Genomic DNA, 24,506 nt, shown 5'->3' on the forward strand with positions numbered 1-24,506 from the left:
GCGGAACCACCCCTCTCCATGCCGAACAGGGTCGTGAAACACGGCAGCGCCCATGATACTCGGACCGCAGGGTCCCGGAAAAGTCGGTCAGCGCGGGGGTTTTTTCTTATACTGCACCCGGTCTCCCCAACAGGACCGGTGAGGAAGGCACCGCACGCGGTGCCGTTCCCGTGCGGGAGTAGCTCAGCTGGTAGAGCACTACCTTGCCAAGGTAGATGTCGCGAGTTCGAATCTCGTCTCCCGCTCCACTCCATCCCCCCACCCCCCACGGTGGGGGTTTTTCTGTTTGGCTCGGTGGTCTAAACGCATGGCGCTCGCCCCTTTTGTCGTGTGGTGGATGCGGCAAGATAGACCTGTGTTTGAGTTTGAACTTCACGCCCGCGAGGGCCGTGCACGAACAGCCTCCTTTACGACTCCACATGGCACCGTCCAAACGCCGATGTTCATGCCAGTCGGCACCCAGGGCTCTGTCAAAGGGATCAGCCCCCAGGAACTCAAAGACATCGGCTCTCAAATGATTCTGGGCAACACCTATCACCTGATGCTGCGCCCCGGTCCGGAATTGGTAGCGGCCCACGGTGGGCTGCCGGGCTTCACGGCTTACCCCGGTCCTTTCCTGACGGATTCAGGCGGCTTCCAGGTCATGAGCCTGGGACACATGCGCAAGATCACCGAAGAAGGCGTGACCTTCAAGAGCCACCTGGATGGCAGCAAAGTCCTGCTGACGCCAGAGCGGAGCATGGCCGTGCAGGAGGCTCTGGGAGCCGATGTCATCATGGCCTTTGACGAGTGCCCACCTTTCCCGGCTGAACCCGAGTACATCCGCCGCAGCCTGGAGCGGACCGTGCGCTGGCTGGAGCGTTGTGAGGCCGCCCGGACGCGTAGGGATCAGGCCCTGTTCGCCATCGTGCAGGGAGGAATTCATCCAGAGCTGCGCGAGCTGAGTCTGGAAAAGACCTTGCCGTTCGGTACTCTGGGTTTCGCCATCGGTGGGTTGGCAGTCGGGGAATCGAAGGAGGAGATGTTCCCGGCGGTCGCTTTTACAGCCGAGCGACTGCCTGAGCACAAGCCCCGCTACCTGATGGGGGTGGGGCATCCAGAAGACCTGATCGCGGGCATCGCGTTGGGGGTCGACATGTTCGACTGCGTGTATCCCACCCGTACCGGGCGTTTCGGGTACGCCCTGACAGACCGCGGCCGCCTGAACATGAATTCCAGTGCTCCCCGCCAGCAGCTTGAGCCGATTGACCCGGACTGCGACTGCTACGCGTGCCGTCATTACACCCGCGCCTACCTGGCCCACCTCGTCCGCGCTGAGGAAATGCTGGCCCCGAGAATGCTTTCGCTCCATAATCTCCGCTACCTTCACCGCTTGGTAGAACGGGCGCGGTTGGCAATCGCACGAGGAGAGTTTTCTGCGTGGGCACTCACCTGGGCCGAGCAGTATTTTCCGAAGGGTATTCCGGATTGGTTCAGGGGGGCTGTAGAGCAAGGCCAGCGCTCCATGCATCATGTCTCTGAAGCCACTTGAGACGTTCCCGGTTGCTGATTATCAAGGCCAGGGGTCTTCATGGATGCATCAGAAAAGGCCAGCTTGCCGTGTCTAAGCGAATTTAACACTGTCTCAGGGTTGACCCATACTTCTTCATACAGGTATCATCCCGTTGATCTGACTTTCTGAGGTCCCAGGCCTGAGAGCGTCAGGTTGCGCAGAGAAGCGCGGAAGGCGGCCTACACCGGGAGAGGAAACTCGGTAACTCGCCCCACCGTCTACTCCAGTGCCCGATGTGGTTCTCGCGCGACGTTTTGGGGGTTTTATGAAGAAGAGCCTGCTCGTTCTGACTGCTGCGCTGTCCTTTGGGGCCGCTGCGGCGCAGACCACCGCTCCGGCGACGGCACCTCAGGTGTCCACGCTGACCGACGTGCCCGCCGGTCACTGGGCCAAGGACGCTATCGACCGTCTCGTCAGCCAGGGGATCATCCTGGGCTACCCCGATGGCACCTACCGGGGCACCCAGAACCTGACCCGGTACGAGGCCGCTGTCATCATCGCCCGCCTGCTTGACCAGGTCCGCACCGGCACGGTCACTATCGACAACACCGAGACCCTGACGGCGCTCCAGAACGCCATTCAGGAACTCGCCGCCGACCTGACGGCCCTGGGTGTTCGCGTCAGCGACCTCGAGGAGAACGCGGTCAACCGTGACGACTTCACCCGCCTGGAGGCCCGCGTTGAGGAGCTGGCTGCCGCCAACGGTGACGCCGCTGCCATCGCCGCGATCCAGACGCAGATCGAAGAACTCACGGCCCGCGCCGACGAGTACGACACCCTGCGCGGCGACATCGACGACAACGCGTCCCAGATCACGGCCCTCAACGAGCTGACCGTTCTGCTGAACCAAGACATCCTGGACCTCCAGGACCGCGTCAGCGCCGTGGAGACCGCGCAAGCCGACTTCGTGACCCGCAGCGACTTCGACAACCTCGCAGGCCGCGTGACCGCTGTCGACGAGCGCGTGACGGGCGTCGCCAACCGCGTGACGACGCTGGAAAATGCTCCGCGCTTCAGCGTGGTGGGTGCCCTGAACAGCCTGGGCTACGGCAGCCTCGGGCTGGTGAGCGGCACCGATAACTTCGACGTTGACCGCCTGACCAACTCCACCTTCGCGGCGGGCATCTTCAGCAACATCAGCTACGGCTCGGACGTGTCCATTGAGGACACGAATGGGGCAGCTTTCAGCGCTCTGGGCTCGCTGAGCTTCGGAGTGCGGGCGAGCAACCTGGCGACGACCAACGGCTCGATCATCGTGAACAACGCGGCGATCAACTTCCGTATCGGCAACGCTACCGGCGGCAACAACGTCTTCAACGTCAACGGTGGCGCCCCGCTCGTCAGCATCAACGACATCACGGCCGACGGCACCATTGGGGGCCAGAAGTTCAGCGCTCGCTACGCGGCCTATGACAGCACCTTCAAGTTCAGCGATTACCTGCTCAACAACAGCACGGCGCTGGGCGTGAGCAGCGCCAACACCCGGCGTGGCGTGGTCGTGACCCTCCAGGCAGACACGCTGCCCCTCAAGCCCAGCCTCACGGTCGTGGCGGGGAACGCCCGTGGCGTGGCGGTGACTGGCAACCCGGCCAGCACCACTCCGGCGGCGCCCTCCGCGACGACTCCCGTGCCTGCTACTCCTCCCACAGCTAACTACTACGGCGTGCGTGCGGCCGTGAACCCGGCGGGTCTGGGGACGGTGGGAGTGTCCTTCGCGCAGGTCGACAACAACCGCACCGCCTTCGGAACCGACTACAACCTGAAGGCTGGGCCTGTCACCATCAAGGGTGAAGGCGTGCTCAGCGGTCGCAACATCGTTGCGAACAACATCCTGGCAGGCAACGCTCAGGGGTACATCCAGAACAGCGACAAGGCGTTCTACACGGATCTGACCGGCGACCTCGGCATCGTCAAGTTCGGGGCGAACTACCGCACCATCGACTCGACCTACGCTGTCTTTGACGCCGATGGCAACCGGATCGCCAACGCGGGCCTGTCCACCACGGACAGCATGCCCTACACTCCCGGTCAGACGGGCTTCGGCGCGGCCCTGGGCACGAACGTCGGTCCGGTGGCGCTGGGTGCTTACGCCGACCGCTACACCCGCACCACTACGGCCACCAACGCCACCACGGGTGCCCGCACGGTGACGGAGACTGGCACGGTCCAGGGCTTCGGTGTGAAGGCGGGCGCCAAGCTCGGTGCGCTAGAACTCGTGGGCTTCTACAACAACACCACGCTCAATGGCAACGCTGTGCGTGAGGCGGATGACCTCGGCAACGCGGGCATGGGCATCGCCAATGTGCCCCGTGACATGACCAGCACCTTCGGCGCCCAGCTCAGCCACAACGGCGCGGCCGACAACGCTCTGGTGCGCAACCTGAACTTTACGGTCGGCGACGCGTACTACTACAGCGATCCCCTCAACGAGTTCTACGCCTACGCGGACTACTCGACCACGGTGGCGGGCATCACCCTCCAGCCCCTGGTGCGCTACCAACTCAAGACGGACCGTCTGATCAACGACCGGAGCGATCCTGCCGACGGAATCGTTGATGATGAGACCGAGAACACCATCAAGTACGGCATCAAGCTGAGCACGGCGACCCTGACCGGCCTGCCCCTCCAGCCCAGCCTGTACGCGAACGTGGTCAACCGCATCACCAATGGCGGCACGGCCTTCGGCGTGTCCGACACTGCGACCACCGAACTGCTCGGTCAGGTCGGCGTGAGCCTCAACCAGTTCCTCGCGCCCAACGCGACCGCCAAGGTCGGGTACTCGTACTACCAGGGCTTTAACGTCGCCTCGGCCACCGTGGGCAACGCGGATGCAGGCGCTGACGCGTTCAACGCTGGTGCCAACCGCATCTACAACGAGCGTGGCAACCAGAGTGGCAAGGTGGACGGCGTGTTCGCCCAGATCGGCTACAACAGCCTGACGGCCAACTACGGCCTGTTCCGCTACACCGATCTGGACCGCGTGAACACGGACGGGACCAACCCCACCAGCGTCGCGCAGGGCTTCCGCGTCAACTACACCTTCCGCTTCTAAACCTGCCCTCGCAGGACAGGGGACCCTCCGGGGTCCTCTTTTTTTGTCCCTGACTCTAGAATCGCCGCATGTTGCCTGTATTTGGACACACGAACCCCGATACGGACGCCGTCATCTCGGCCCTCGTTTACGCCCGGCTGCTGACCCGGCTGGGCACCGAGGCGCGGGCGTACCGTCTCGGGGAGCTGAACTTCGAGACCCCCTATGTCTTGCGGGAGGCGGGTGTGGAGGCTCCTGCACTGCTGCCGGACCTCCCGGCGGGGACAGCCGTGGCCCTGGTGGATCACAACGAGAGTGCGCAGTCGGTCGCCAATCTGACCGAGCTGACCGTAACGCGGGTGGTGGACCACCACAAGCTGGGGGACCTGACGACCGCCCAGCCCGCTTCCCTGCGCTTCGAGCCCGTGGGGTGCACAGCCACCATCCTGCTGGCGCTGCACCGGGAAGCCGGATTGACCGTCGAGCCCGCCGACGCCCACCTGATGCTCAGCGCCATCCTCAGTGACACGCTGCATTTCCGCAGCCCCACGACGACGCCGAGGGACCGGGAGGCGGTGGAGTTTCTGGCGCCGATCGCGGGCATCGCGGACGTGGAGGCCTATGCCCTGGCGATGTTCGCGGCCAAGAGTGACCTGGGGGACACGCCTGCCGACACGCTGCTGCGGATGGACTACAAGGTCTTTCCGTTTGGTGACCCGGCCCAGCCCCAGAGCATGCAGACCTGGGGCCTCGGCGTGATCGAAACCACCAACCCCGGTTACGTGCTGGGCCGTCAGGACGAGTTGCTGGAGGCGATGGACCGGGCGCGGGCGCAGGATGGGCTAAACGGGGTGCTGCTGTCGGTCGTCGACATCCTGCGTGAGCACAACACCACGCTGGTGCTGTCGGCCACCGAGGCGAAGGTGTTGCGGGAAGCTTTCGGCGCCGAGACGCGGGATGGCCGTGCCGATTTGGGGGGGCGCATCAGCCGCAAGAAGCAGATCGTGCCCGCGCTGGAAACGCACTTCACGCCGCAGGGCTGAATCTTTCCGCCGCGCCCTATGCTGCGGGGATGACGGATCTGGACTGGCTCTTTGCGCGGCAACGCTTCGGGGTCCATCCTGGCCTGGGCCGAGTGCAGGCGCTCCTCACCCGGCTGGGCGAACCCCAGCGGAATTTCCGAAGTGTGCTGGTGGGAGGCACCAATGGCAAAGGCAGCACGGCGGCTTCTCTGGCCGCGATGCTGACCGCCTCGGGCACCCGCACGGCCCTCTTCACCAGTCCGCACCTCACCCGGTTCGCGGAACGGTTTTTGGTGGATGGACGGGAGTGTCCGGCCGAGAGGGTCGGGGACGCCTTGCGCCGGGTGCGCCCCCACGCCGAGGCCGCCGAAGCCTCTTTCTTTGAGATCGTGACGGCGCTGGGTTGCCTGCTGTTCGCGGAGGCTGGGGTGGAGGTCGCCGTGATGGAGGTGGGCCTGGGGGGGCGTCTGGACGCCACGAACATTCTGGACCCGGACCTCAGCGTGATCACGACGGTGGCCCTGGACCACACCGAGATTCTGGGCGAAACCGTGGAGGCCATCGCGGAGGAGAAGGCGGGCATCCTGCGTCCGGGGCGCCCAGCCGTCACCGGAGTGGACCCGGCCCTCTGGCCCCGGCTAGAAGCCCAGAGTGCGAACCTGTGGGCGCTGGGCCGTGAGGTGCAGGTGGAGGCCCAGTCCAGGGGGTGGGACGGCTGGAACCTGCGGATTAGGTTGCCGGACGTTCCCCTCGACCTGCGGACGCCGCTGCTGGGCGAGCATGGTGCCCGGAACGCGGCGCTCGCGGCGGCGGCGGCCTGGCGGCTGGGGGTGGGCGAGCCTGCCATCCGCGTCGGGGCCGCCGGGGTGGTCTGGCCGGGGCGGATGGAGGTACTGCCGTGGCGGGGGGGCCGGGTGTTGCTGGACGGGGCGCACAACCCGGCAGGAGCACACGCCCTCGCGTCGGCGCTGCGGGATCTGGGTACAGGCCCTCTGCCGCTGATCTTCGGGGCGGCGTCCGGCAAGGATGTGGCCGGGGTAGCGTCAGCGCTGCGGGAGGCCGCCTCGGAGGTGATCCTGACCCGTGCCCACCTGAGTCCACGGGTGCTTCCTCCAGAGGAATTGGCTCCCCACTTCGCGGGCACGCCCGTGCGCCTGGCCGACTCACCTCAGGACGCTCTGGCCCTGCTGCCGGAGGGCGGCACCGCCGTCGTGTGCGGCAGCCTCTACCTGATCGGGGAGGTGCGGCCCCTGCTGCTAGGCGAGGTGCCCGAGACTCGGGAACGCTGGCAATAGGCTGCCCTTTCACTGAAACGCCCCCGAGCGGGCGCTGGGGGCGGGGGGTCATCGGGGGCTCAGACCGCGTGTCTACGTTCGGCCTGAGTCACGAGGTAGGCGCGGGTGGCGTTCAGCCAGGCCTGGGCCAGCGGGCTCTGGGGATGCTGGCGGTCTTGCAGCGCCCGCAGACCCACGCTGAGGTGGCGCTCAATCTGCCGGATGGCCCGCAGCCCCCCCTCATTCTCGGCCTCGATCAGGGTGTTCAGCACGGTGGTGGGATGAGCGTGACCGCTGCGAAGACTCGCGGCGATGATGTCGAATGCACGCATGAGGCCCTCCTGGGGCGGGTGGGCGGAAAAGGGGACGGCGGGCAGAGGCCCTGATCCTAGCAGGACCCCTCGGCGGAGGCAAGAAGAACGTGCCTTTATTCTGTATTGACCGTACCGGGGGGCGGTGTTACACTCCGACTGGGAACGTCCGGTTCTGCCCACAGGCAACTCGCCTGCCCGGAGCAGGGGGCGTCCCAGGCGACCGCCGCCCGAGCCGGGGGGTGCGCCGCCGCAGCCAAGGAGGTGAATGATGAAACTGCATGAACGGCTCCGCGAACTGCGCAGCGAACGCGGGCTGCGGCTCAAGGACGTCGCCGAGAGCGCCGGAATCAGCGTGCCCTATCTCAGCGACCTGGAGCGGGGCCGCACCAATCCCAGCCTGGAGACCCTCCAGACGCTGGCCGGGGCGTACACCATCACGGTCCATGACCTGCTGGAAGGCGTCGAGTTCTACGGCGACTCCACCGAGGGGGCGCTGCCCAAGGGCTTGGCCGACCTGGTGGCCGACCCCACCCTGGGTGCCCAGCTCACGCCCGACTGGATCCGGACCCTGTCGCGCATCGAGTTGCGTGGCAAGCGGCCCCGCGACAAGGGCGACTGGTACGAGATCTACCTGCATCTCAAGCGAATCCTGGGCTAACTCCCAGTGGAACAATGCCGGGCCGGGAAGCTGCATGCTCCCGGCCCGTTTTCGTGGCGATGCAGGACCCGATCAGGCGGTCAGGCTGCGCCCAGCGTCCGCGCCGCCCCGCGTGAGCAGCAGGGTCCCGGCGCCCCAGGCCCCGCCGACAAGGGCCACCACCAGGGCCAGCGGCGGAACGGCGAGACACAGGGCCAGCACCCCCAGACCCAGCACGCTGCCCACTGCGTCGGGCTGCGGAAGGCGGAACCGGCAGGCCAGCACCCGCCCGGCGTCATAGGCGCTGACGCTCAGGCCGGTGGCGATCAGCAGGAAGGCCGCCGCGAGGGCGAACAGGCTCGGCACCAGCAGCCCGCTCAGCGCCAGCGCGAGGGCCGGGCCGATCAGGGCCGCGAGGGCCAGCACCCCCAGCGCCAGGGTCCGCAGCGGGGCGTGGCGCTGCCGCCGGGCCAGCAGCGGTGCGGCGCCCGTCACGAACAGCAGGCCCAGGGCGCCCGCCGTCAGCGCCAGGAAGACCGGTCCCCACGCCGCCCCGCCCAGCCAGCCCAGCAGGGGCCGGAAAGCCGAGGCCGTCGCCAGTCCCAGCCCGGTGGGGGGCGGGGTCTGCTGCGCGGTCGCGTCCCCCGGTGCCCGGCCCAGCAGGGCGTGGACCTGGCCGCGCACCTCGGCGCCGGGCGCCCGCCGCACGTCCCCGAAGAGGGTCACGACCTCGCCCTCCACCCGTGCGCCAGGCAGCAGCCGCACGTCGCCGCCCACCACGATCACGTTGCCCGCGACTGGCCCCCCCACGGTCCGGGTCTGCCCCAGGGTGATGCCGCTGTGCTGCGCGGCCTGGTAAAGCGGCGGCAGGGTCAGCGCCGCCGACAGCACGAAACCCCCGGCGCCCAGCCGCTGTACGGCGGGCGTGGGCTTCCAGACGATCAGGGCACTGACCAGGAGCAGCAGCCCCATACCCAGCCCCACCAGTGGCGAGAGTCCGGCAACCAGGCCCTGAAGCACGTCGGCCCCCGCCGCGAGGCCGGGCCACGCCTCGGTGACTCCCAGCAGCGTCAGGCCCACCAGCAGGCCCCCCACCAGCAGGGTGGGGGCGGGGTTGTGCGGGCGGGGTGGGGGGGCGGAAGGCGTGGGCACCGCTCCCCGCGCGTCCGCACCGATGCGGGCCGTGACAGCGGCGGCCAGCGAGCCGGGCAGGACTGGGCCAGAACGCAGCGCCGCGCTCCAGGCGACCTCACTCGCCACGGCCGGGGCCACCGACCTCGTCGCGGGTGGGGGCAGGGTGCCCAGCCGGGCCGACAGCCCCACCTCCCGCGCGACCTCAGCGGCGATCCGGCGGGACGGCGCGGGGAGGGCACCGGCCGTCAGATGGGCACTCCAGGCGATCTCGGAGGCCAGGTCGGGGGCCAGGGAGTGGGCAGGCCGGGGCGGCTCCAGCATCCGCAGCAGCGTCTCGGCGTGGGTCAGACTCGCCCGCAAGCGCCCGAACTCGGGGTCGTGCGACAGCGCGGCGACCTGCGCCCGCTCGGCCCCGGTGAGTTCACCGTCGGCCTCGCGGCGCAGCAGGTCGAGCCAGTCTCCCCGCTCTGCCGTCCCCATACGCCCCTGTTACGCGGGTGGGACCGCCCCGGTTCCCGGGTCCGGCCGGTGGTCGGGGGCCGCGTAGTCGCCGCTCTTGCCCCCAGCCTTGTACAGCAGGCGCACGCCGTCGATGGTCAGCGCCTTGCTGCTCGCCTTGAGCATGTCGTAGACGTTCAGGGCCGCCACCGTCACAGCGGTCAGGGCTTCCATCTCCACGCCGGTCGGGGCCGTGGTGTGGACCGTCGCCACGACGCGCACGCCCTCCGGTTCCAGGGTGACCGTCACCTCCGCCCCGGTCACGGGGATGGGATGACACAGCAGCACGAGGTCGGCGGTGCGTTTGCTGCCCGCCAGCCCCGCCAGCCGCGCGACCGTGAGGGGGTCGCCCTTGGGAGTGCGGCCCGCCTGCAGTGCGGCGCGGGCTTCCGGGGGCAGGCGCACCCAGCCCTCGGCGGTGGCGCTGCGGGCGGTGGCGGCCTTGGCACTCACGTCCACCATGCGCGGTTCGCCGTCCCGGAAGTGGGTGAGGCCGGGGGCCTCCCCGGTCACTCGTCGCCTTCCGGCAGCTTCAGGTCGCGCAGCCCCGCGAAGGGGTTCTGCTTGGCGTGCACGGTGCCTTCCGGGATGCCCAGCAGGTCGTCGATCTCCTCGACCGGCACGCGGGCGCTGTGCTCGCACGGTCCCTCGTTGAGGTCGTGGCCGCACACCTGGCACAGCCCCAGGCAGTCGGGGGCGTGCAGCACGCTCAGCGGGGCGGCCAGCAGCGCCGTTTCCGCGAGGTAGGCGCTGAGGTCGAGGTCGGGGTCGCCGAAGACCAGCACGTCCTCGCCGCTCTCAGCTTCCTCCAAGTGGGGGAGGGTGACGGCGGGGTCGTAGCGCAGCAGGGTGCCGAGTTGCAACTCCAGCGGCACGGGCACGTCACGCAGGCAGCGGGCGCACTCCATGACCAGCGTGGGCGAGAACTCGCCCTGGAGGTACATCTCGCCGCCGCCCAGCGGGTTGACGTCGATCTCGTAGGGGGCAGGTTCGGCAAAGGTGAGGCGCTGCTCCTCGCCGCCCTGCTCGTAGGTGAGGTGGTCGAGGGTGCCCTCGGCGTGCGCGTCGGCGTCGCGCCGCAGGGCGGTTCCCAGGTGAATGCGGGGCGTGTCGGTCATCCGCCCATCATAGGGCCGCCCCCGTCCCGGCGACCGCGCTGTGGGCACGGTCCGCAGATCAGGCCAGCTCGACGATGCTGCCGTCCGAGATGGTGAGCTTGTGGGTGCTCGGAACCGTGCGCCCCCCGCGCACCTGCGCCCGCACGCCGAGCAGGCAGTCCTGAAGCCGGGTGTGGACGTTCTCGATGCGGGCTTCGGCGTCCACCACGCTGTGTTCGACCTCGGCATGGCGAATCACGCTCTCCCGGCCCACGCTGGTGAAGGGGCCGATATAGGCGTCCTCCACGACCACGCCCTCGCCCAGCAGCACCGGCCCCACGATCTTGCTGCGGATCACCCGCGCGGAGGCGGGCACGATGACCCGCCCGGTGAGACGCGACTCTTCGACCTCGCCCTGCACGTCGGGCGTGATCTGCTCCAGCAGCAAGCGGTTGGCGTCCAGCAGGTCGGCGGGGCGCCCGGTGTCCTTCCACCAGCCCTCCACCCGCTGCCCCAGCACCCGCTCGCCGCGCTCGATCAGGCCCTGGATGGCGTCGGTGATCTCGTACTCGCCCCGTGCCGAGGCGGGCATGCCGTCGAGCACCCCGAACACCTGCGGGGTAAAGCAGTACAGCCCCGCCACCGCCATGTTGCTGGGCGGATTCTTGGGCTTTTCCACCAGCCGGGTGATACGGTCGCCGTCGAGTTCGGCCACCCCGAAGGCGGTGGGGTCGGCCACCTCCACCAGGGCGATCACGGCCGCTGGCCCCTCGGCCTCGAAGCGCTCGATAAAGGGCCGCACCCCGTGTTCAAACAGGTTGTCACCCAGGTACACGCAGAAGTTGTCCCCGCCCACCCACTCGCGGGCCGTCAGGACGGCGTGCCCCAGCCCGAGCTGCTCATGCTGGTCGATCAGGGTGACGTGGGCGCCGGGGGCCTGCTCCAGCGTCTGTTCGATCTCGGCGCGGGTGGCGTCCGAGACGATGATGCCGACCTCGGAGATTCCGGCGGCCAGCAGGGTCCGCAGCGCGTGCACGATGATGGGCGCCCCCGCCACCGGCAGCACCGGCTTGGGGCGGGTATAGGTGAGGGGACGCAGGCGGGTGCCCAGGCCAGCGGCCGGAATGATCGCTTTCATTGCCCGCATCATTCCACGCGCCTCAGCCGCGCGACTTGAGGAAAGGTGCAGGAATGCCCGCCCAGCGGGGCCGGAGCCGACTAAACAAAAACCCCCGCCGGAGGGCGGAGGCTTCTGGTCGTGGTGACCCCAACGGGATTCGAACCCGTATCGCTACCTTGAAAGGGTAGTGTCCTAACCGTTAGACGATGGGGCCACACCACTTCAGTTTGCATTGGCGCGTGGCCTCCGCTGACTGCCTTTCAAGGGGCGCCGTTTCCGGCACGCACAGGAGAATACCGGTCAGGAACACGTTCGTCAACAGGGGGCGCGAAAGAGGCCCGCGCCCCCCCCCGCGCCTTACATGTGCAGGGCGCGTTTGTCGGCGGCCAGCGCCGCTTCCTTGACCACTTCCGAGAGGGTGGGGTGGGCGTGCACGGTGCGGGCGAGGTCCTCGGCGCTGCCGCCGAACTCCATGATGGCGACCGTTTCCCCGATCAGCTCGGAGACGTTGGGGCCGACCATGTGAACGCCCAGAATCTTGTCGGTGTCCGCGTCGGCGACGACCTTCACGAAGCCGCGCGGGTCGCCGTGCCCCAGCGCCCGGCCGTTGGCGCTGAAGGGGAACTGCCCGGCCTTGACGCTGTGGCCCTTCTCCTTGGCCTGTTTCTCGGTTAGGCCCGCCCAGGCGATCTCGGGCGAGGTGTAGATCACCCAGGGAATCACGTCGTAGTTCACGTGCCCGGCCTGCCCCGCCAGCATCTCGGCGAGGGCCACGCCCTCCTCCTCGGCCTTGTGGGCCAGCATTGCGCCGCCGATCACGTCCCCGACGGCGTACACGCCGGGGAGGTTGGTGCGGTAGTGCCCGTCTACCTTGACAAAGCCGCGCTCGTCCAGCTCCAGGCCGACTGCCTCGGCACCCAGGCCCGCCGTGTTGGGCACCCGGCCGATGGAGACGATCAGCTTGTCGAAGCGGGCGGTGATCTCCTGCTCCTTTTCCGTGTAAGTGACGGTCACGCCGGAGTCGTCCTGCTCCACGGCGCTGATGTTCACGCCGAAGTGGAACTCCAGCCCCTGCTTCTGGAACTGCTTGAGGGCTTCTTTGCTCACGGCCTCGTCAGCGGCCATCAGGAAGCCGGGCAGGGCCTCCAGAATGGTCACCTGCGCCCCCAGGCGGCGCCACACGCTGCCCAGTTCCACGCCGATCACGCCCGCGCCGATGATGCCGAGCTTGCCCGGCACCTGCTCGAACGCGAGCGCCCCGCTGTTTTCCACCACATGCCCGCCGAAGGGTGCGAGCGGCAGCTCGCGGGGGCTGCTGCCCGTCGCCACGATGACGTGCCGGGCGACGACCTCGGTCCCGGCCCCCCCGTTTTCAGAGACAGCGACGACCCAGCCGCCCTCGTCCTGGCGGACCAGTCGGCCCAGGCCGTGGAAGGAGGTCACCTTGTTCTTCTTGAACAGGTAGGCGATGCCCCCGGTGAGCTTGTCCACGACGCCTTCCTTGCGGCCTAGCATCTTGCCGAGGTCCACGCGGGCGCCGTCCACCTGAATGCCGTGTTCGGCGGCGTCATGCTGAATCATCTCGAAGCGTTCGCTGGAATCCAGCATCGCCTTGCTGGGAATGCAGCCCACGTTGAGGCAGGTGCCGCCGAGGGAAGCCTTGCCCCCACGCTCGAAGGCGTCCACGCAGGCCACCCGGAAGCCGAGCTGCGCGGCCCGGATCGCGGCCACGTACCCGGCGGGGCCGCCGCCAATCACCATCACGTCATATGCGTCCATACCGTCTCCGAGCGTACCACCCCCCTTCGGGGCGGATTGCGGCGCGTTCCTGGGAGGGAGACAGCGTTAAGGGGACCGGGAGGAGTCAGCGCCGAGAGCTTGTGCGAGCAGCTCGGGATAGAAGGCGTCGGCCAACCTGAGCGCCCCGGCCTCCTCCAGGGTGAACCACGCGACCTCATCGTGTTCTTCGGGTGCCAGATTCGCCGGTGTGCCCGTCCAGCTTTCCACCAGCCAGAAGGAGAGGTCGGCCTCTGGCGTCACCTCCCGGCGCAAGAGGGAAGCCTGGCGAACCTCGGTGCCCAGTTCCTCGCGCAGCTCACGGGACAGGGTCGCCTGCGGGGATTCGCCCGCCTCCGTGTGCCCACCGGGAAGGTCCCACACGTCTGGGTACCACGCCCGGTCGGCGCGGCGGTGGCACAGCAGCACGCGGCCTTCCCGCACGAGCACCCCGCACAGGACGACATGCCGAGGGTCGCTCACGCCCGCAACGCCGCGTAGGCCGACGCCACCCGCGCCGCCACCGCCGCGTTGTGCCGCACGAGCGCGATGTTGGCCGCGAGGCTGCGGCCCTCCGTGATCTCCACGATGCGGCCCAGCAGGTACGGCGTCGTCTCCTTGCCCGTCAGCCCCAGGGCGGCCATGTCCGCGAGCGCCCGCTCGATGTGGGGGGTGATTTCCTCAGCGGGGATCTCAGCCTCTTCGGGAATCGGGTTGGCGAGCAGCACGCCGCCCCTCAGCCCCAGCGACCACTTGGCGTGCAGGACGCGGGCAGCTTCGGCCTCCGAGGCGACCGTCAGCGGGGAGGCGAAGCCGCTGCGGCGCGAGTAGAAGGCCGGGAACTCCTCACTGCCCAGCGTGATGGCGGGCACGCCCTGGGTTTCGAGGACCTCCAGCGTGAGGCCGATGTCGAGGATGCTCTTGACCCCGGCGCTCACCACGCACACGTCGGTACGGGCGAGTTCGGTCAGGTCGGCGCTGATGTCCATCGTCTCGCCCGCCCCCCGGTGCACGCCGCCCGTGCCTCCGGTGGCGAAGACCCGGATGCCCACCAGCGAAGCGATCCGCATGGTGGACGCCACCGTGGTCGCCCCGTGCCGCCCGAGCGCCACCGTGACGGGGAGGTCGCGGGTGCTGATCTTCTGCACGTTCCTGTCGGTCGCCAGCAGCTCCAGCTCGTCGGGCGTCAGGCCCACCTTGAGGCGCCCACCCAGCACGGCGACCGTGGCGGGAATGGCCCCGTGCTCGCGCACGACGGCCTCCACGCCCCGCGCCATCTCGACGTTCTGGGGGTAGGGCATCCCGTGGCTGATGATGGTGCTTTCCAGGGCGACGACGGGCTGGCCGCCCGCGAGCGCGTCGGCGACCTCGGGGTGGAGGTCGGTCAGGGCGGCAACTTCGGGGCGGAGGGGGGCATAGGTAGGCATGGGGACTCCTTGGGGAACGAGGGGCGGGGGATTCAGGGTTGCGGGCGCCCGAGGCGCGAGCGCACGGCGGCGGGGGTGAGGGTGGGGGAGACGGTGTGCGGGCTTTCGACCGTGAGGGCAGCGGCGGCGTGGCCGTGCCGGGCGGCCTCCTCCGGGTCGGCCCCGCCCAGCAGCGCGGCGAGATACGCGGCGAGCATCGCGTCCCCTGCGCCTGTCACGTCGGCCACGTCGGCAGGCAGGGCGGGGAGTTCGGCCACGCCCTCCGGGCCGGAGAGCAGGCTTCCGCGTTCGCCCCGGCGCACCCACACGGTGTCGATGCCCTGGCCGTGCAGTTCGCTCGCCGCGTCCCGGAGGGTCTCCAGCGTGTCCGGGACCGCCCGGCCCACCAGCGCCCCGAGTTCCCCGACATTCGGGGTGACGGTGTGGGGGGGGAGGCCCGAGGCCAGCGCCGGGAGCAGCCGCGCGGCCTTGGGTTCGCTGACCGGCTCGAAGACGACTGGGACGCCCGCCTCGGTGCAGAGGGAGAGCAGGTGCGTGAGCGTGTCGGGACTCAGGTTGCCGTCCGCGACGACCCAGGCGGCCCCGCGCAGCACCCCCCGGCGTTCCTGCACGGCGGCGGGGGTCAGCGCGTCCATGCTTCCCATCGCGGCGACGGCGATCAGCAGTTCGCCCCGGTCGTCCAGCACGGCCGTGTAGGTGCCTGTCGGCCCGTCCAGACGCAGGACCGAGCGCACGTCCACCCCCGCCGCTTCCGTCTCGCGCAGCAGCAGGTCGCCGTGGGGGTCACGGCCCACCGCCGCAATCAGGCGCGTGTCCACCCCCAGCCGCGCAAGGTTCTCGGCGATATTGCGGGCCACGCCGCCGGGGGCCTGGGTCCCCGTACCGGGATTGCTGGTGCCAGGTACGGCGGGCGCGAGCGTCCGGGCCTTGATGTCCATGTTCGCTCCGCCGAACACGACCACGTAGGGGGCAGCGTCGGGGGCCACCACGTACCCGCGCCCCAGCAGCGCCCCCTTGCGGATCAGGTTGCTGACATGCACGTTCACCGCCCCCCGCGAGGTGCCCAGCCGCCGGGCGAGTTCCTCCGGCGTGCTCAGCGGGGCCTCGCGGATCAGGGTCAGCAGGTCGCGTTCACGGTCGGTCAGGGACGGGGGCATGACTTAATCAAGATAAGCCGCTTATATTCGCTTAAGCAAGAGGTCGGTCAGTCCTCGCCGCCTCCCAGAGGGCGAGTGTCTCCTGGGCCTCGTCTACGTGCATCTGCTCGACTAGGGCGCCCCGGTAGGTCGCCACGCTGCGCCCTTCTTGCCTTGCCTGGGTCCACGCCGCGATCAGGCCCCGTGCCGCCTCCGCTTCCACCTCCGACACCCCTAAGGCCCGGTTGGCAATCTCGATCTGACCCGGATGAATGACCGTCTTGCCGGAAAAGCCCAGCGTGCGGCCCTGTCCGCATTCTCGCTCGAAGCCTTCGGGGTCGCGCACGTCGTTGTAGACGGCGTCCAGCGGCACCTTGCCGTGAGCGCGGGCGGCGAGGACCACCGCCGAGAGGGCGTGCAGCAGCGGCGTCCGGGCGGGGTCGGGCCGGGTCCGCAGCGCCCGCGCGAGGTCATTCGCCCCCACGATCAGGCCCGCCACGCCGGGGGCGGCGGCGATCCCGGCGGCGTGCAGCACGCCGGTCGGCGTCTCGATCATGGCCCAGAGGGGCACGCGCAGGTGCAGGTCGCGCACGGTGGCGGCGTCCTCCACCTTGGGCAGCACCAGCCCGTCGGCTCCGGCCCGCAAGGCCAGCTCGCGGTCGGCGTGTTCCCAGGGGGTGCCCAGGCCGTTGACCCGCACCAGCACGGGACAGGGCCACGGCGTCCGCAGCGCGGCGGCCACGTTCTCACGGGCGGCGTCCTTGTGCTCGGGTGCGACGGCGTCCTCCAGGTCGAGAATCACCGCGTCCGCGCCCAGCGTGCGGGCCTTTTCCACGGCGCGGGGCTTGTCACCCGGCACGTACAGCACCGAGCGCCACGGCCTAACGCTCACGCCGCTCCTCCTTGCGGCGGGACCGCGCCGCGCTCGACGCGAGCAGGAAGGGCAGCAGGGCCAGCACGAAGCGCAGGGGGCGGGGCAGACGGATCATGTCTCCAGCGTAAGGCCCCAGATGCTCGCCGGGGCCAGTTCCAGCACGTTTCCGGCGGGGTCGTGAAAATACAGGCTCTCGCCCCGGTTGCCCCAGGCGTAACGGGTGACGCGCAGGCCGTGGCCCTCCAGCCGCGCCTGCCACCCGTCTGTCTCCTCCCCCGGAATGGCGAGGCAGGCGTGTCCGCCCGGCTTGCCCGCGTGCGGCGGCACGTCGCCGGGCTGGGCGCTGGCCTCCGGATGGAAGATCAGCAGCATGGAGCCGTCGAGCCGGTAGAAGAGGTGCCGACCCGCGACTTTGCCGAACAGGGACAGGCCGAGCACCTCCGAATAGAAGGTCTCGGCCCGGTCGAGGTCGTCCACGTAGAGGCAGGTTTCCAGGGCACGCATGGGGAGAGCTTAGGACACGCGGTCAGCGATCAGCTTTCAGCAACAGCGTCTCTGGCTGAGGGCTGATTGCTCCTACGGCAGCAGCACCCGCGGCGTCGGCCCCGGCCCCAGGGCGCGGCGCTGCACCTCGCGCAGGGTGGCGTCGCCGCTTGCCTGCACGCCGTGGCGCCGGAAGGAGGTGGCGAGGCTCTGGGCGTCGCGGGCGAGCAGGTCGCGGAAATGGGGGTTCTGGCGGGTGGTCAGTTGCGGAAAGTCGATGATCGTCACGGTGTTCTCCCACCACAGGAGGTTGTAGGTGCTGTAGTCGCCGTGGGCGTAGCCCAGCCGCAGCATGTCTGCCATGCCGGACAGGGCCTGATCCCAGGCGCGGCGGGCTTCCTCAGGCGTGAGCGAGGCTTCGCTCAGGCGCGGGGCGGGCTGGTCCTCGTGCCCGATCAGGCGCATCAGGACGGCGGGGGCGGTCGCGCTGTAGTCGAACGGCGAGGGACCGACGAGCGGTTCGGGCACGTTCAGCCCCGCCTCCCAGAGATGCCACAGGTGCGTGTACTCGGCGCAGACCCAGCCCTGGTGCAGCATCTCCAGCCCCTTGCGGCTGCGGCCCGCCATCGCCTTGGCCGCCCGCGCGTCGGGGATGTACACCCCGGCGCGGTAGACCTCGTCGCGCTGGAAGGAGCGGGCCTGAAGGTCGCGGTAGAGCTTGAGCAGCAGCGTGCCACGCGGCCCACGGGCGACGTAGGCGGTGGCTTCCTTGCCGCTCTTGAGTTCGGCGAGCACTTCGGTGACGTGGCCCAGCGCCTTCAGGCGGGCGATCACGTCGTCTTCAGACGTGTCCTCGCCCTCGGCGGTCAGGGCGGCGACGCGGCGGCGGCCCTGGGGGGCGCGGCGCTGGCGGCGGAACTTCTCCTCGCCGGGGGCGTCGTCGCCGTAGAAGCGGCCCTTCATGGGCGCTCCGGGGGATTAGGGGGTGTGGATAAGCATGGTCCAGGGGGAAGATGCGGCAAAGCGGCTCCTGTTGAATCGGGCGGGGGCGGCGGGGAAGGTCCCCTGGGTCGCGGTCCGGCGGACAGTCAGGTTGTCGGTCATATGCAGCACCTCCTCTCGGTGATGGAACCACCGTAGCAGGTGAATCCCACCCCTGCCACAGTTGGAGCGGGCGCTAGGCCATCAGGCGTAGGGGGAGAACTGCCCGGCCCCGCCGTAGCCCCCCGCACGATTTCCCTAAACCGGCCTTGCGGTCGTCAACATCGGCCCCGCCCGCCCGCTGACGAGACTGGGGCTCCAGTTGCCCCCGGCAGACGGGTGCGGCCCCCGGTCCTCGGTTCGGTGGCCCCTCCTGCCTGCTCGAAAGGACCATTGCCTTCATGCCACAACGCATCCGGGTCCGCGTGCCCGACCCTGCCCCCGAGCCTCTCCCCGCCGAAGTCGCCGTCCTTCCCGAGCCGGAGCCCCCCGCCCCACCCCCCCGCGACGCCCGCCCGGTGGCGGAGCTGGAAGTCGCCGCGCCGCCCCCCGAACCCCGGCGCCGGGGCCGCCCGTCCAAAGACATGCAGCGGGCCGAGCGGCTCGCCCGCGAGGTCTTCGGCTACGACCACCTGCACCCCGCCCAGCAGGAGGCGATCCAGAGCGTCCTCCGGGGCCACGACACCCTGGCGATCATGCCCACGGGCAGCGGCAAGTCGGCCATCTACCAGATCGCCGCGCTCTCGCTGCCCGGTCCCACGGTGGTCGTTTCCCCCCTGATTGCCCTGCAACGCGATCAGGTCGAAGCGCTGGAGGAGGCTGCCCCCGGTCAGGCCGCCCTGATCAACTCGGCGGTGCGTCCCGCCGACCGGGAAGCCGCGTGGGAGGCGCTGGAGGAGGGCGACCTCGAATTCATCTTCCTGGCACCCGAGCAGCTTGCCAGCGAGGAGACGCTGGAGCGGTTGCGCTCGGCTGAGCCGTCCCTCTTCGTGGTGGACGAGGCGCACTGCGTCTCGGAGTGGGGCCACGCCTTCCGGCCCGAGTACCTGCGGCTGGGGTCGGTGGTCGAGGCGCTGGGGCATCCCACGGTGCTCGCGCTGACCGCGACCGCCTCGCCCCCGGTGCGCTCGGAGATCGTGGAGCGCTTGGCGATGCGGGAGGCGCGGGTGCTGGTGCGCGGCTTTGACCGCCCCAACATCCGGCTCGCGGTGCGGCCCTTTGCCGACGCGGGCACCAAACGCGCGGCGCTCGTGGACGAGGTGGTGGGCACCCAGGGACCCGGCATCGTGTACGCCGCCACCCGCAAGGCGGCCGAGGCCCTCGCCGCCGACCTCGGGGCGCGGGGGGTCCGGGCCGCGGCCTACCACGCGGGCATGGGCACCGCTGCCCGCGAGAGCGTGCAGGGGGACTTCATGACCGACGAGCTGGAGGTGATCGTGGCGACCACCGCCTTCGGCATGGGCATCGACAAGCCGAACGTGCGCTTCGTGCACCACCTCGACATCTCCGGGTCGGTCGACGCCTACTACCAGGAGATCGGGCGGGCCGGGCGCGACGGCGGGGCGGCGCAGGCGACCCTGTTCTACACGCCGGGCGACCTGAACCTGCGCCGCTTTTTTGCCGGGAGTGCCCTGATCGACGCCGATCAGGTGGAACAGGTGCTGCGGGCCGCCCAGGACGCGGACGGCCCGGTCGACCCCGGCGAGCTGCGCGAGGAAACGGGCCTCTCGCCCAGCCGCCTGCTCAGTGCGGTGAGCCGCCTGGAGGAGGTCGGGGCGCTGGAGGTGCTGCCCGGCGGGGAGGTCACGGCCGTGCAGGGCAGCGTGTCCCCCGAGGCAGCGGCCCAGGCCGCGCTCGCGCAGGAACACCGCCGCGCCTACGAGCGTTCGCGGCTGGAGATGATGCGGGCCTACGCCGAGACGGAAGGCTGCCGCCGGGAGTTCCTGCTGAACTACTTCGGGGAAGGGTACCCGGCTCCTTGCGGAAGCTGCGACCGCTGCGAGGCGGGCCTGGCGGCTTCTGCCCCCGACCCCGAAACCCTGCCCTTCGCCCTGGGCACCCGCGTCGCGCACCCCACCTTCGGGGAGGGCCTTGTCATGCGCTACGAGGGCGAGAAGGTGACTGTGCTGTTCGACCAGCAGGGCTACCAGACGCTCTCGCTGGGCTTTGTGCTCGCTCACGACCTCTTGCAGGCGGTTCCGGCCTAGCGGTCAGTCCTCCCACTCGGCCACCGGGATGAAGTCCACTCCCTCCGCTTCGGTCCCCGTGACCCGGTAGCGGCTGTCGAAACGCACGACGAATTCCCCCCGGTCGAAGTGCTGCGGGCTGATGACCGGTTTGCGGAAGAGGTAGCCGCCCCCGTCGTCCGCGCCGATGTGGGCGGCCTTGGTAAAGCGGAACTCGACCACCTCGCCGTGCCCGCGCGTGCGCACCCGCACCCGGAAGGTGCCGGGGTCGTCCTGCCGCACCAGGGGATGCCCTGCCCCGGCGGAACCGCGCTTCAGCCAACCGAACATCACAGCCCCTGCATCAGCCGGGTGAGCAGCCGGACGTGGTCAGGCCAGCGGTCGAGCCGGACGTGTTCGTGGGCGGCGTGCGCCCCGTCGCCGGGGGCGCCCAGCCCGTCGAGGGTGGGGCACAGCGGCGCGGTGAAGTTGCCGTCGCTGCCGCCCCCCACGACCTCGCCCGTGACCTCGAAGCCGAGTTCGCGGGCCACCGCCTGCGCCTGCTCGAAGAGGCGCTCGGTGCCGGGACCGCGCTCGAAGGGCGGACGGTTGAGGCCCCCCGTCACCGTCAGGGCCACGCGGGGGTCCTGCGGTTCCAGTGCCTCGATGCCCGCCGTCACCCGTTCGGCTTCGGCCAGCGTCGCCACCCGCACGTCGATGTCCAGCGTGCAGGCCGCCGGAATCACGTTCACGGCCCCGCCTCCCGCGATCCGGCCCACGCTCACGGTGGTGCCCACCTCTGGGCGGGCCAGCGCCTGCACCGCGAGGACCGCGCGGGCGGCTTCGGTGATCGCGCTTGCCCCCTCCTCCGGCTTGTTGCCCGCGTGCGAGGCGACCCCCTGAAAGTGCAGGTGAAAGTCGCCCACGCCCTTGCGCCCCACCTTCAGCGCGTGGGTGTCGGCCACGGGGGGCTCGATCACCAGCACGGCGCGGCTTTCCCTGGCCGCCGCCTCGATAGGCTCCCGGCTGCCTGGGCTGCCGATCTCCTCGTCGGGGGTCAGCAGCAGGACCACGCCACCGCGCGGCCAGCCATCCCTCAGCGCCCGCAGCGCGTGGAAGGCGCCCACCAGGCCCGCCTTCATGTCGTAGGTGCCGGGGCCATAGGCGCGGTCGCCCTCCACCCGCCAGGGCATCGTCGCCAGGGTGCCGTGCGGCCAGACTGTATCGGCGTGCGCGAGGATCAGCAGGGGCCGCGCCGCCCCCGTCACCCCGAAGGCAAAGCGCCGGGTGCCGCCGGAGAGGTGCTCGACCGTGGCCCCCAGGTCCAGCGCCCAGGCTTCGGCCACATCCATCACGCGGGCGATGGCAGCGGGATCCGTGGAGGGCGACTCGATCTCGGTGAGCACCCGCAGATCGTCCAGCAGGGCAGTCAGGTCCGGGGCAGGGGGCAGGGACACCATGCGGTCATGGTATAGCGGGAACCAAACGCGGCGCCCCCGCCTGGGGTCAGGGGGGGCGCGGGGTGAGCGGGCGCGGTCAGGTCAGCAGCGCGACCTGCTGGGGATCGGCCTGCACGGTGACGCGGCCCTTGAGGTACAGGTCGTTGAGCGCCTGCGGGCCGAAGATGCGGGCCAGCCGGGTGCTCGTGAGTTCGATGGTGGTGGTGACCGTCTGGGCCGACCGACCGGGGCGCAGACGCACCCGCACGACATTGAGGGTGCCCGGGACCCAGGTACACGACAGTTCCTGCATGGGGGCCTCCTGAGGGATAAAGACGGTAAAGCGTCCGCCGAAAAGCGGGACAGCGATCTTCCGGGAGATCCGGTATCCCCAGCGTAATCGGGCCACCTGAGGGCTCCCGCCAGGGGCGACCGAGGCGGCCTTGAGCCTGGCCTCATGAGACCGCTCCCCCCGACTGGCCGGACGCCGCGCCCCTGTGCTTGACTGCGGCATGTCACAACCCGGTCCCGTGCCGCCCGGCCCCGAGAGCCTGCTCGCCCTCCAGTTCCCCTCCGATCCCCAGGTCAGCCCGGACGGGACACGGGTCACCTACGTCCTCACGCGGGTGGAGGAAGAAGACCCCCGGAAGACCGACCCCGACTTCCCCAAGCCGCGCTACCGCTCGGCGGTGTGGCTCGCGGGCGGCGGCGAGGAAGCCCGGCCCCTCACGCGGGGCGAGGGCCGCGACACCTCGCCGCGTTGGTCGCCGGACGGGACGGCACTCGCCTTCGTGCGCGAGGGGGGCGGCGAGAAGGGCCAGCTTTTCGTGCTGCCGCTGGAGGGCGGGGAGGCGCGGCGGGTCACCCGCTTCCGCAACCCCGTGCAGGACGTGCAGTGGAGTCCGGACGGCCGCTTCCTTTCCTTCCTGACCACCGCCGACGACGAGGATGGGCGCGATGAGCGCGGCGAGGCCCGCGTGATCACCCGTCCGCGCTACCGCTTCAACGGCCGCGACTGGCTGCCCGAGCGCCCCGCCCGGCTGTGGCGCTACGACGTGGCGGCCGAGCGGCTGGAGGAGTGGCACGCGCCCGAGGTCGAGGTCACCGGCTACGCCTGGCTCCCCGACAGCTCCGGCGCCTTGCTGATCTCCTCGGAGAGCGAGATGGACGCGGCCCAGTGGCGCCAGGAGGTCTACCGCCTCGCCCACAGCGGCGAGCGCGAGCAAGTGACCCACTGGAATTCCGCGGTTCAGGCGGTCGTGCCGCACCCCGACGGCGAACGCTTCGTGATCGTGGGCCGCCCCGAGGGCAAGGGCAGCCCGGAGGACGCCCACCTCTTTCTCGTGGGGCCGGGTGGCGAGTGGCGGCGGCTGGATGAGGGCTGGGACTTCCCAGTCGGCAACATCGTGGGCGGGGACATGCACGTGGGGGCCTTTCCCGCGCTGCCGACCTGGCTGGACGCAGACACCCTGCTCGTCAGCAGCACGGTGGGCGGCTCCTGCGGCCTGTTCCGGGTGGGGCTGGATGGCAGCGTCACCGCGCAGGACCACGACCCGGAGGCGGTCATCCCCGCCTTCACCGCACGCGGGGGCGGCGTGGCCCTGATCCGCGAGCGGGCCGACCGCTTCCCGGAGGTCGAGCTGAACGGGCAGCCCGTCACCGACCTGAACGCGGCGCTTCCCTTTAAGCCCCGCACCCCCGAGCGGGTAACCTTCACCACCGAGGACGGGCAGGAGGGCGAGGGCTGGGTGCTGCTCCCGGACGGTGGGGAACGGGTGCCCGCCATCCTGACCATTCACGGGGGACCGCATACGGCCTACGGGCACGCCTTCACGCACGAGTTCCAACTGATGGCGGCGCGGGGCTACGCCGTGTGCTACAGCAATCCGCGCGGGAGCGTGGGCTACGGGCAGGCGTGGGCGTCGGCGATTCACGGGCGCTGGGGCACCGTGGACATGGCCGACCTGCTGGCCTTCTTCGACCGCTGCCTGGAGGCGCACCCCCGGCTGGACGGCGAGCGCAGTGCCGTGATGGGCGGCAGCTACGGCGGCTACATGACGAACTGGATCACCGGGCACACCGACCGGTTCGCGGCCGCCGTCACCGACCGCTCGATCTGCAACCTGCTGTCCTTTGGCGGGACCTCCGACATCGGCCTGCGCTTCTGGGACGACGAACTCGGGCTGAACTTCCACCGTTCGGCAGATGCGCTGCGGCTGTGGGACATGAGCCCGCTGAAGTACGTCGAGGCGGTCAGGACGCCCACCCTGATCGTCCACTCGGTCCTCGACCACCGCTGCCCGGTCGAACAGGCCGAGCAGTGGTACGCCGCCCTGCACCTGCACGGGGTCCCCACCCGCTTCGTGCGCTTTCCCGGCGAGGACCACGAACTCTCGCGCTCGGGCCGCCCGGACCGCCGCCTGACACGGCTGGAGGAGTATCTGGGCTGGCTCGACCGCTGGCTGGCGTAAGCCTGCTCATCCCAAAGGAGGAGGGCCGGGAGAGATTCCCGGCCCTTCCTGCGTTCAGGCGTTCGCCCTCAGCGT

General features: G+C 70.0%; 23 protein-coding genes, 2 tRNA genes and 1 rRNA gene. 9 read left to right on the plus strand and 17 right to left on the minus strand.

Annotated elements, in window-relative coordinates; translation table 11 throughout:
• From rrf to F8S09_RS14260, 6 genes are all read left to right on the plus strand, one after another.
• A 5S ribosomal RNA gene (gene rrf, locus F8S09_RS18405) occupies positions 1-99 on the plus strand; the annotation flags it as partial.
• 73 nt (positions 100-172) lie between these two features.
• Positions 173-248: transfer RNA gene (locus tag F8S09_RS14240), tRNA-Gly, on the plus strand.
• A gap of 107 nt (positions 249-355) precedes the next feature.
• The gene (gene tgt, locus F8S09_RS14245; RefSeq protein WP_456318708.1) at positions 356-1,531 is read left to right on the plus strand and encodes a tRNA guanosine(34) transglycosylase Tgt; all 1,176 of its coding nucleotides are present in this window, start codon (positions 356-358) and stop codon (positions 1,529-1,531) included.
• Positions 1,532-1,817: 286 nt separating this feature from the next.
• Positions 1,818-4,604: an S-layer homology domain-containing protein gene (locus F8S09_RS14250; RefSeq protein ID WP_152872150.1), complete on the plus strand. Its 2,787-nt coding sequence runs from the start codon at positions 1,818-1,820 to the stop codon at positions 4,602-4,604.
• A gap of 68 nt (positions 4,605-4,672) precedes the next feature.
• On the plus strand, positions 4,673-5,626 hold the full coding sequence (locus tag F8S09_RS14255; RefSeq protein ID WP_152872151.1) for a manganese-dependent inorganic pyrophosphatase: 954 nt from the start codon (positions 4,673-4,675) through the stop codon (positions 5,624-5,626).
• Between the two features lie 29 nt (positions 5,627-5,655).
• Entirely contained in the window at positions 5,656-6,900 is a 1,245-nt protein-coding gene (locus tag F8S09_RS14260) for a bifunctional folylpolyglutamate synthase/dihydrofolate synthase (RefSeq protein ID WP_152872152.1), read from the plus strand.
• Positions 6,901-6,959: 59 nt separating this feature from the next.
• Here F8S09_RS14260 and F8S09_RS14265 read toward each other — a convergent pair whose 3' ends face one another.
• Positions 6,960-7,211 (minus strand): hypothetical protein, encoded by a 252-nt coding sequence (locus F8S09_RS14265; protein WP_152872153.1) that lies wholly within the window; start codon positions 7,209-7,211, stop codon positions 6,960-6,962.
• A 250-nt stretch (positions 7,212-7,461) separates the two neighbouring features.
• On the opposite strand from F8S09_RS14265, the gene F8S09_RS14270 reads away from it, so the two are divergent.
• Positions 7,462-7,851 (plus strand): helix-turn-helix domain-containing protein, encoded by a 390-nt coding sequence (locus F8S09_RS14270; protein ID WP_104991524.1) that lies wholly within the window; start codon positions 7,462-7,464, stop codon positions 7,849-7,851.
• A gap of 72 nt (positions 7,852-7,923) precedes the next feature.
• Here F8S09_RS14270 and F8S09_RS14275 read toward each other — a convergent pair whose 3' ends face one another.
• The 13 genes from F8S09_RS14275 to F8S09_RS18195 all read right to left on the minus strand — a co-directional run bounded on the left by F8S09_RS14275 (position 7,924) and on the right by F8S09_RS18195 (position 18,479).
• Positions 7,924-9,444 carry a bactofilin family protein gene (locus F8S09_RS14275; protein WP_152872154.1) on the minus strand — a complete coding sequence of 507 codons (1,521 nt, stop codon included), beginning with the start codon at positions 9,442-9,444 and terminating at the stop codon, positions 7,924-7,926.
• A 9-nt stretch (positions 9,445-9,453) separates the two neighbouring features.
• Positions 9,454-9,975 (minus strand): cyclic pyranopterin monophosphate synthase MoaC, encoded by a 522-nt coding sequence (gene moaC / locus F8S09_RS14280; RefSeq protein ID WP_322618848.1) that lies wholly within the window; start codon positions 9,973-9,975, stop codon positions 9,454-9,456.
• Positions 9,972-10,580: a YceD family protein gene (locus F8S09_RS14285; protein ID WP_152872155.1), complete on the minus strand. Its 609-nt coding sequence runs from the start codon at positions 10,578-10,580 to the stop codon at positions 9,972-9,974. The genes moaC and F8S09_RS14285 overlap by 4 nt, the downstream gene beginning before the upstream one ends.
• A 58-nt stretch (positions 10,581-10,638) precedes the next feature.
• The gene (locus F8S09_RS14290) at positions 10,639-11,697 is read right to left on the minus strand and encodes a glucose-1-phosphate thymidylyltransferase (protein WP_152872156.1); all 1,059 of its coding nucleotides are present in this window, start codon (positions 11,695-11,697) and stop codon (positions 10,639-10,641) included.
• 121 nt (positions 11,698-11,818) lie between these two features.
• Positions 11,819-11,893: transfer RNA gene (locus F8S09_RS14295), tRNA-Glu, on the minus strand.
• Positions 11,894-12,036: 143 nt separating this feature from the next.
• Positions 12,037-13,458 carry a dihydrolipoyl dehydrogenase gene (gene lpdA, locus F8S09_RS14300; protein ID WP_152872157.1) on the minus strand — a complete coding sequence of 474 codons (1,422 nt, stop codon included), beginning with the start codon at positions 13,456-13,458 and terminating at the stop codon, positions 12,037-12,039.
• A 66-nt stretch (positions 13,459-13,524) separates the two neighbouring features.
• The gene (locus F8S09_RS14305; protein ID WP_322618849.1) at positions 13,525-13,938 is read right to left on the minus strand and encodes an NUDIX domain-containing protein; all 414 of its coding nucleotides are present in this window, start codon (positions 13,936-13,938) and stop codon (positions 13,525-13,527) included.
• Positions 13,935-14,882, minus strand: coding sequence for a pseudouridine-5'-phosphate glycosidase (locus tag F8S09_RS14310; protein WP_152872158.1), 948 nt, complete (start codon positions 14,880-14,882; stop codon positions 13,935-13,937). The genes F8S09_RS14305 and F8S09_RS14310 overlap by 4 nt, the downstream gene beginning before the upstream one ends.
• Positions 14,883-14,914: 32 nt before the next feature.
• Positions 14,915-16,039: a carbohydrate kinase gene (locus F8S09_RS14315; RefSeq protein ID WP_152872159.1), complete on the minus strand. Its 1,125-nt coding sequence runs from the start codon at positions 16,037-16,039 to the stop codon at positions 14,915-14,917.
• A 31-nt stretch (positions 16,040-16,070) separates the two neighbouring features.
• The gene (locus tag F8S09_RS14320; protein WP_322618850.1) at positions 16,071-16,910 is read right to left on the minus strand and encodes an HpcH/HpaI aldolase/citrate lyase family protein; all 840 of its coding nucleotides are present in this window, start codon (positions 16,908-16,910) and stop codon (positions 16,071-16,073) included.
• A gap of 93 nt (positions 16,911-17,003) precedes the next feature.
• Entirely contained in the window at positions 17,004-17,396 is a 393-nt protein-coding gene (locus F8S09_RS14325) for a VOC family protein (protein ID WP_152872160.1), read from the minus strand.
• 72 nt (positions 17,397-17,468) lie between these two features.
• A complete protein-coding gene (locus F8S09_RS14330) occupies positions 17,469-18,338 on the minus strand; it encodes an RIO1 family regulatory kinase/ATPase domain-containing protein (protein ID WP_152872161.1) in 870 nt (289 codons plus the stop codon).
• A gap of 15 nt (positions 18,339-18,353) precedes the next feature.
• Positions 18,354-18,479, minus strand: coding sequence for a hypothetical protein (locus tag F8S09_RS18195; protein ID WP_265469098.1), 126 nt, complete (start codon positions 18,477-18,479; stop codon positions 18,354-18,356).
• Positions 18,480-18,757: 278 nt separating this feature from the next.
• Between F8S09_RS18195 and F8S09_RS14335 the strand changes: the two genes are divergently transcribed.
• On the plus strand, positions 18,758-20,563 hold the full coding sequence (locus F8S09_RS14335; protein WP_227978713.1) for a RecQ family ATP-dependent DNA helicase: 1,806 nt from the start codon (positions 18,758-18,760) through the stop codon (positions 20,561-20,563).
• 3 nt (positions 20,564-20,566) lie between these two features.
• On the opposite strand, the gene F8S09_RS14340 is transcribed toward F8S09_RS14335, so the two are convergent.
• From F8S09_RS14340 to F8S09_RS14350, 3 genes are all read right to left on the minus strand, one after another.
• Positions 20,567-20,872, minus strand: coding sequence for a hypothetical protein (locus tag F8S09_RS14340; RefSeq protein WP_152872162.1), 306 nt, complete (start codon positions 20,870-20,872; stop codon positions 20,567-20,569).
• A complete protein-coding gene (locus tag F8S09_RS14345; protein WP_152872163.1) occupies positions 20,872-21,981 on the minus strand; it encodes a M20 family metallopeptidase in 1,110 nt (369 codons plus the stop codon). The genes F8S09_RS14340 and F8S09_RS14345 overlap by 1 nt, the downstream gene beginning before the upstream one ends.
• Before the next feature lie 76 nt (positions 21,982-22,057).
• A complete protein-coding gene (locus F8S09_RS14350; protein ID WP_152872164.1) occupies positions 22,058-22,273 on the minus strand; it encodes a hypothetical protein in 216 nt (71 codons plus the stop codon).
• Positions 22,274-22,472: 199 nt separating this feature from the next.
• Here F8S09_RS14350 and F8S09_RS14355 point away from each other — a divergent pair, with 199 nt between their 5' ends.
• On the plus strand, positions 22,473-24,431 hold the full coding sequence (locus F8S09_RS14355; RefSeq protein WP_152872165.1) for a S9 family peptidase: 1,959 nt from the start codon (positions 22,473-22,475) through the stop codon (positions 24,429-24,431).
• The last annotated feature ends 75 nt before the right edge of the window (positions 24,432-24,506 follow it).

Origin of the sequence: Deinococcus terrestris (assembly GCF_009377345.1) — a bacterium.
Lineage (GTDB): Bacteria > Deinococcota > Deinococci > Deinococcales > Deinococcaceae > Deinococcus > Deinococcus terrestris.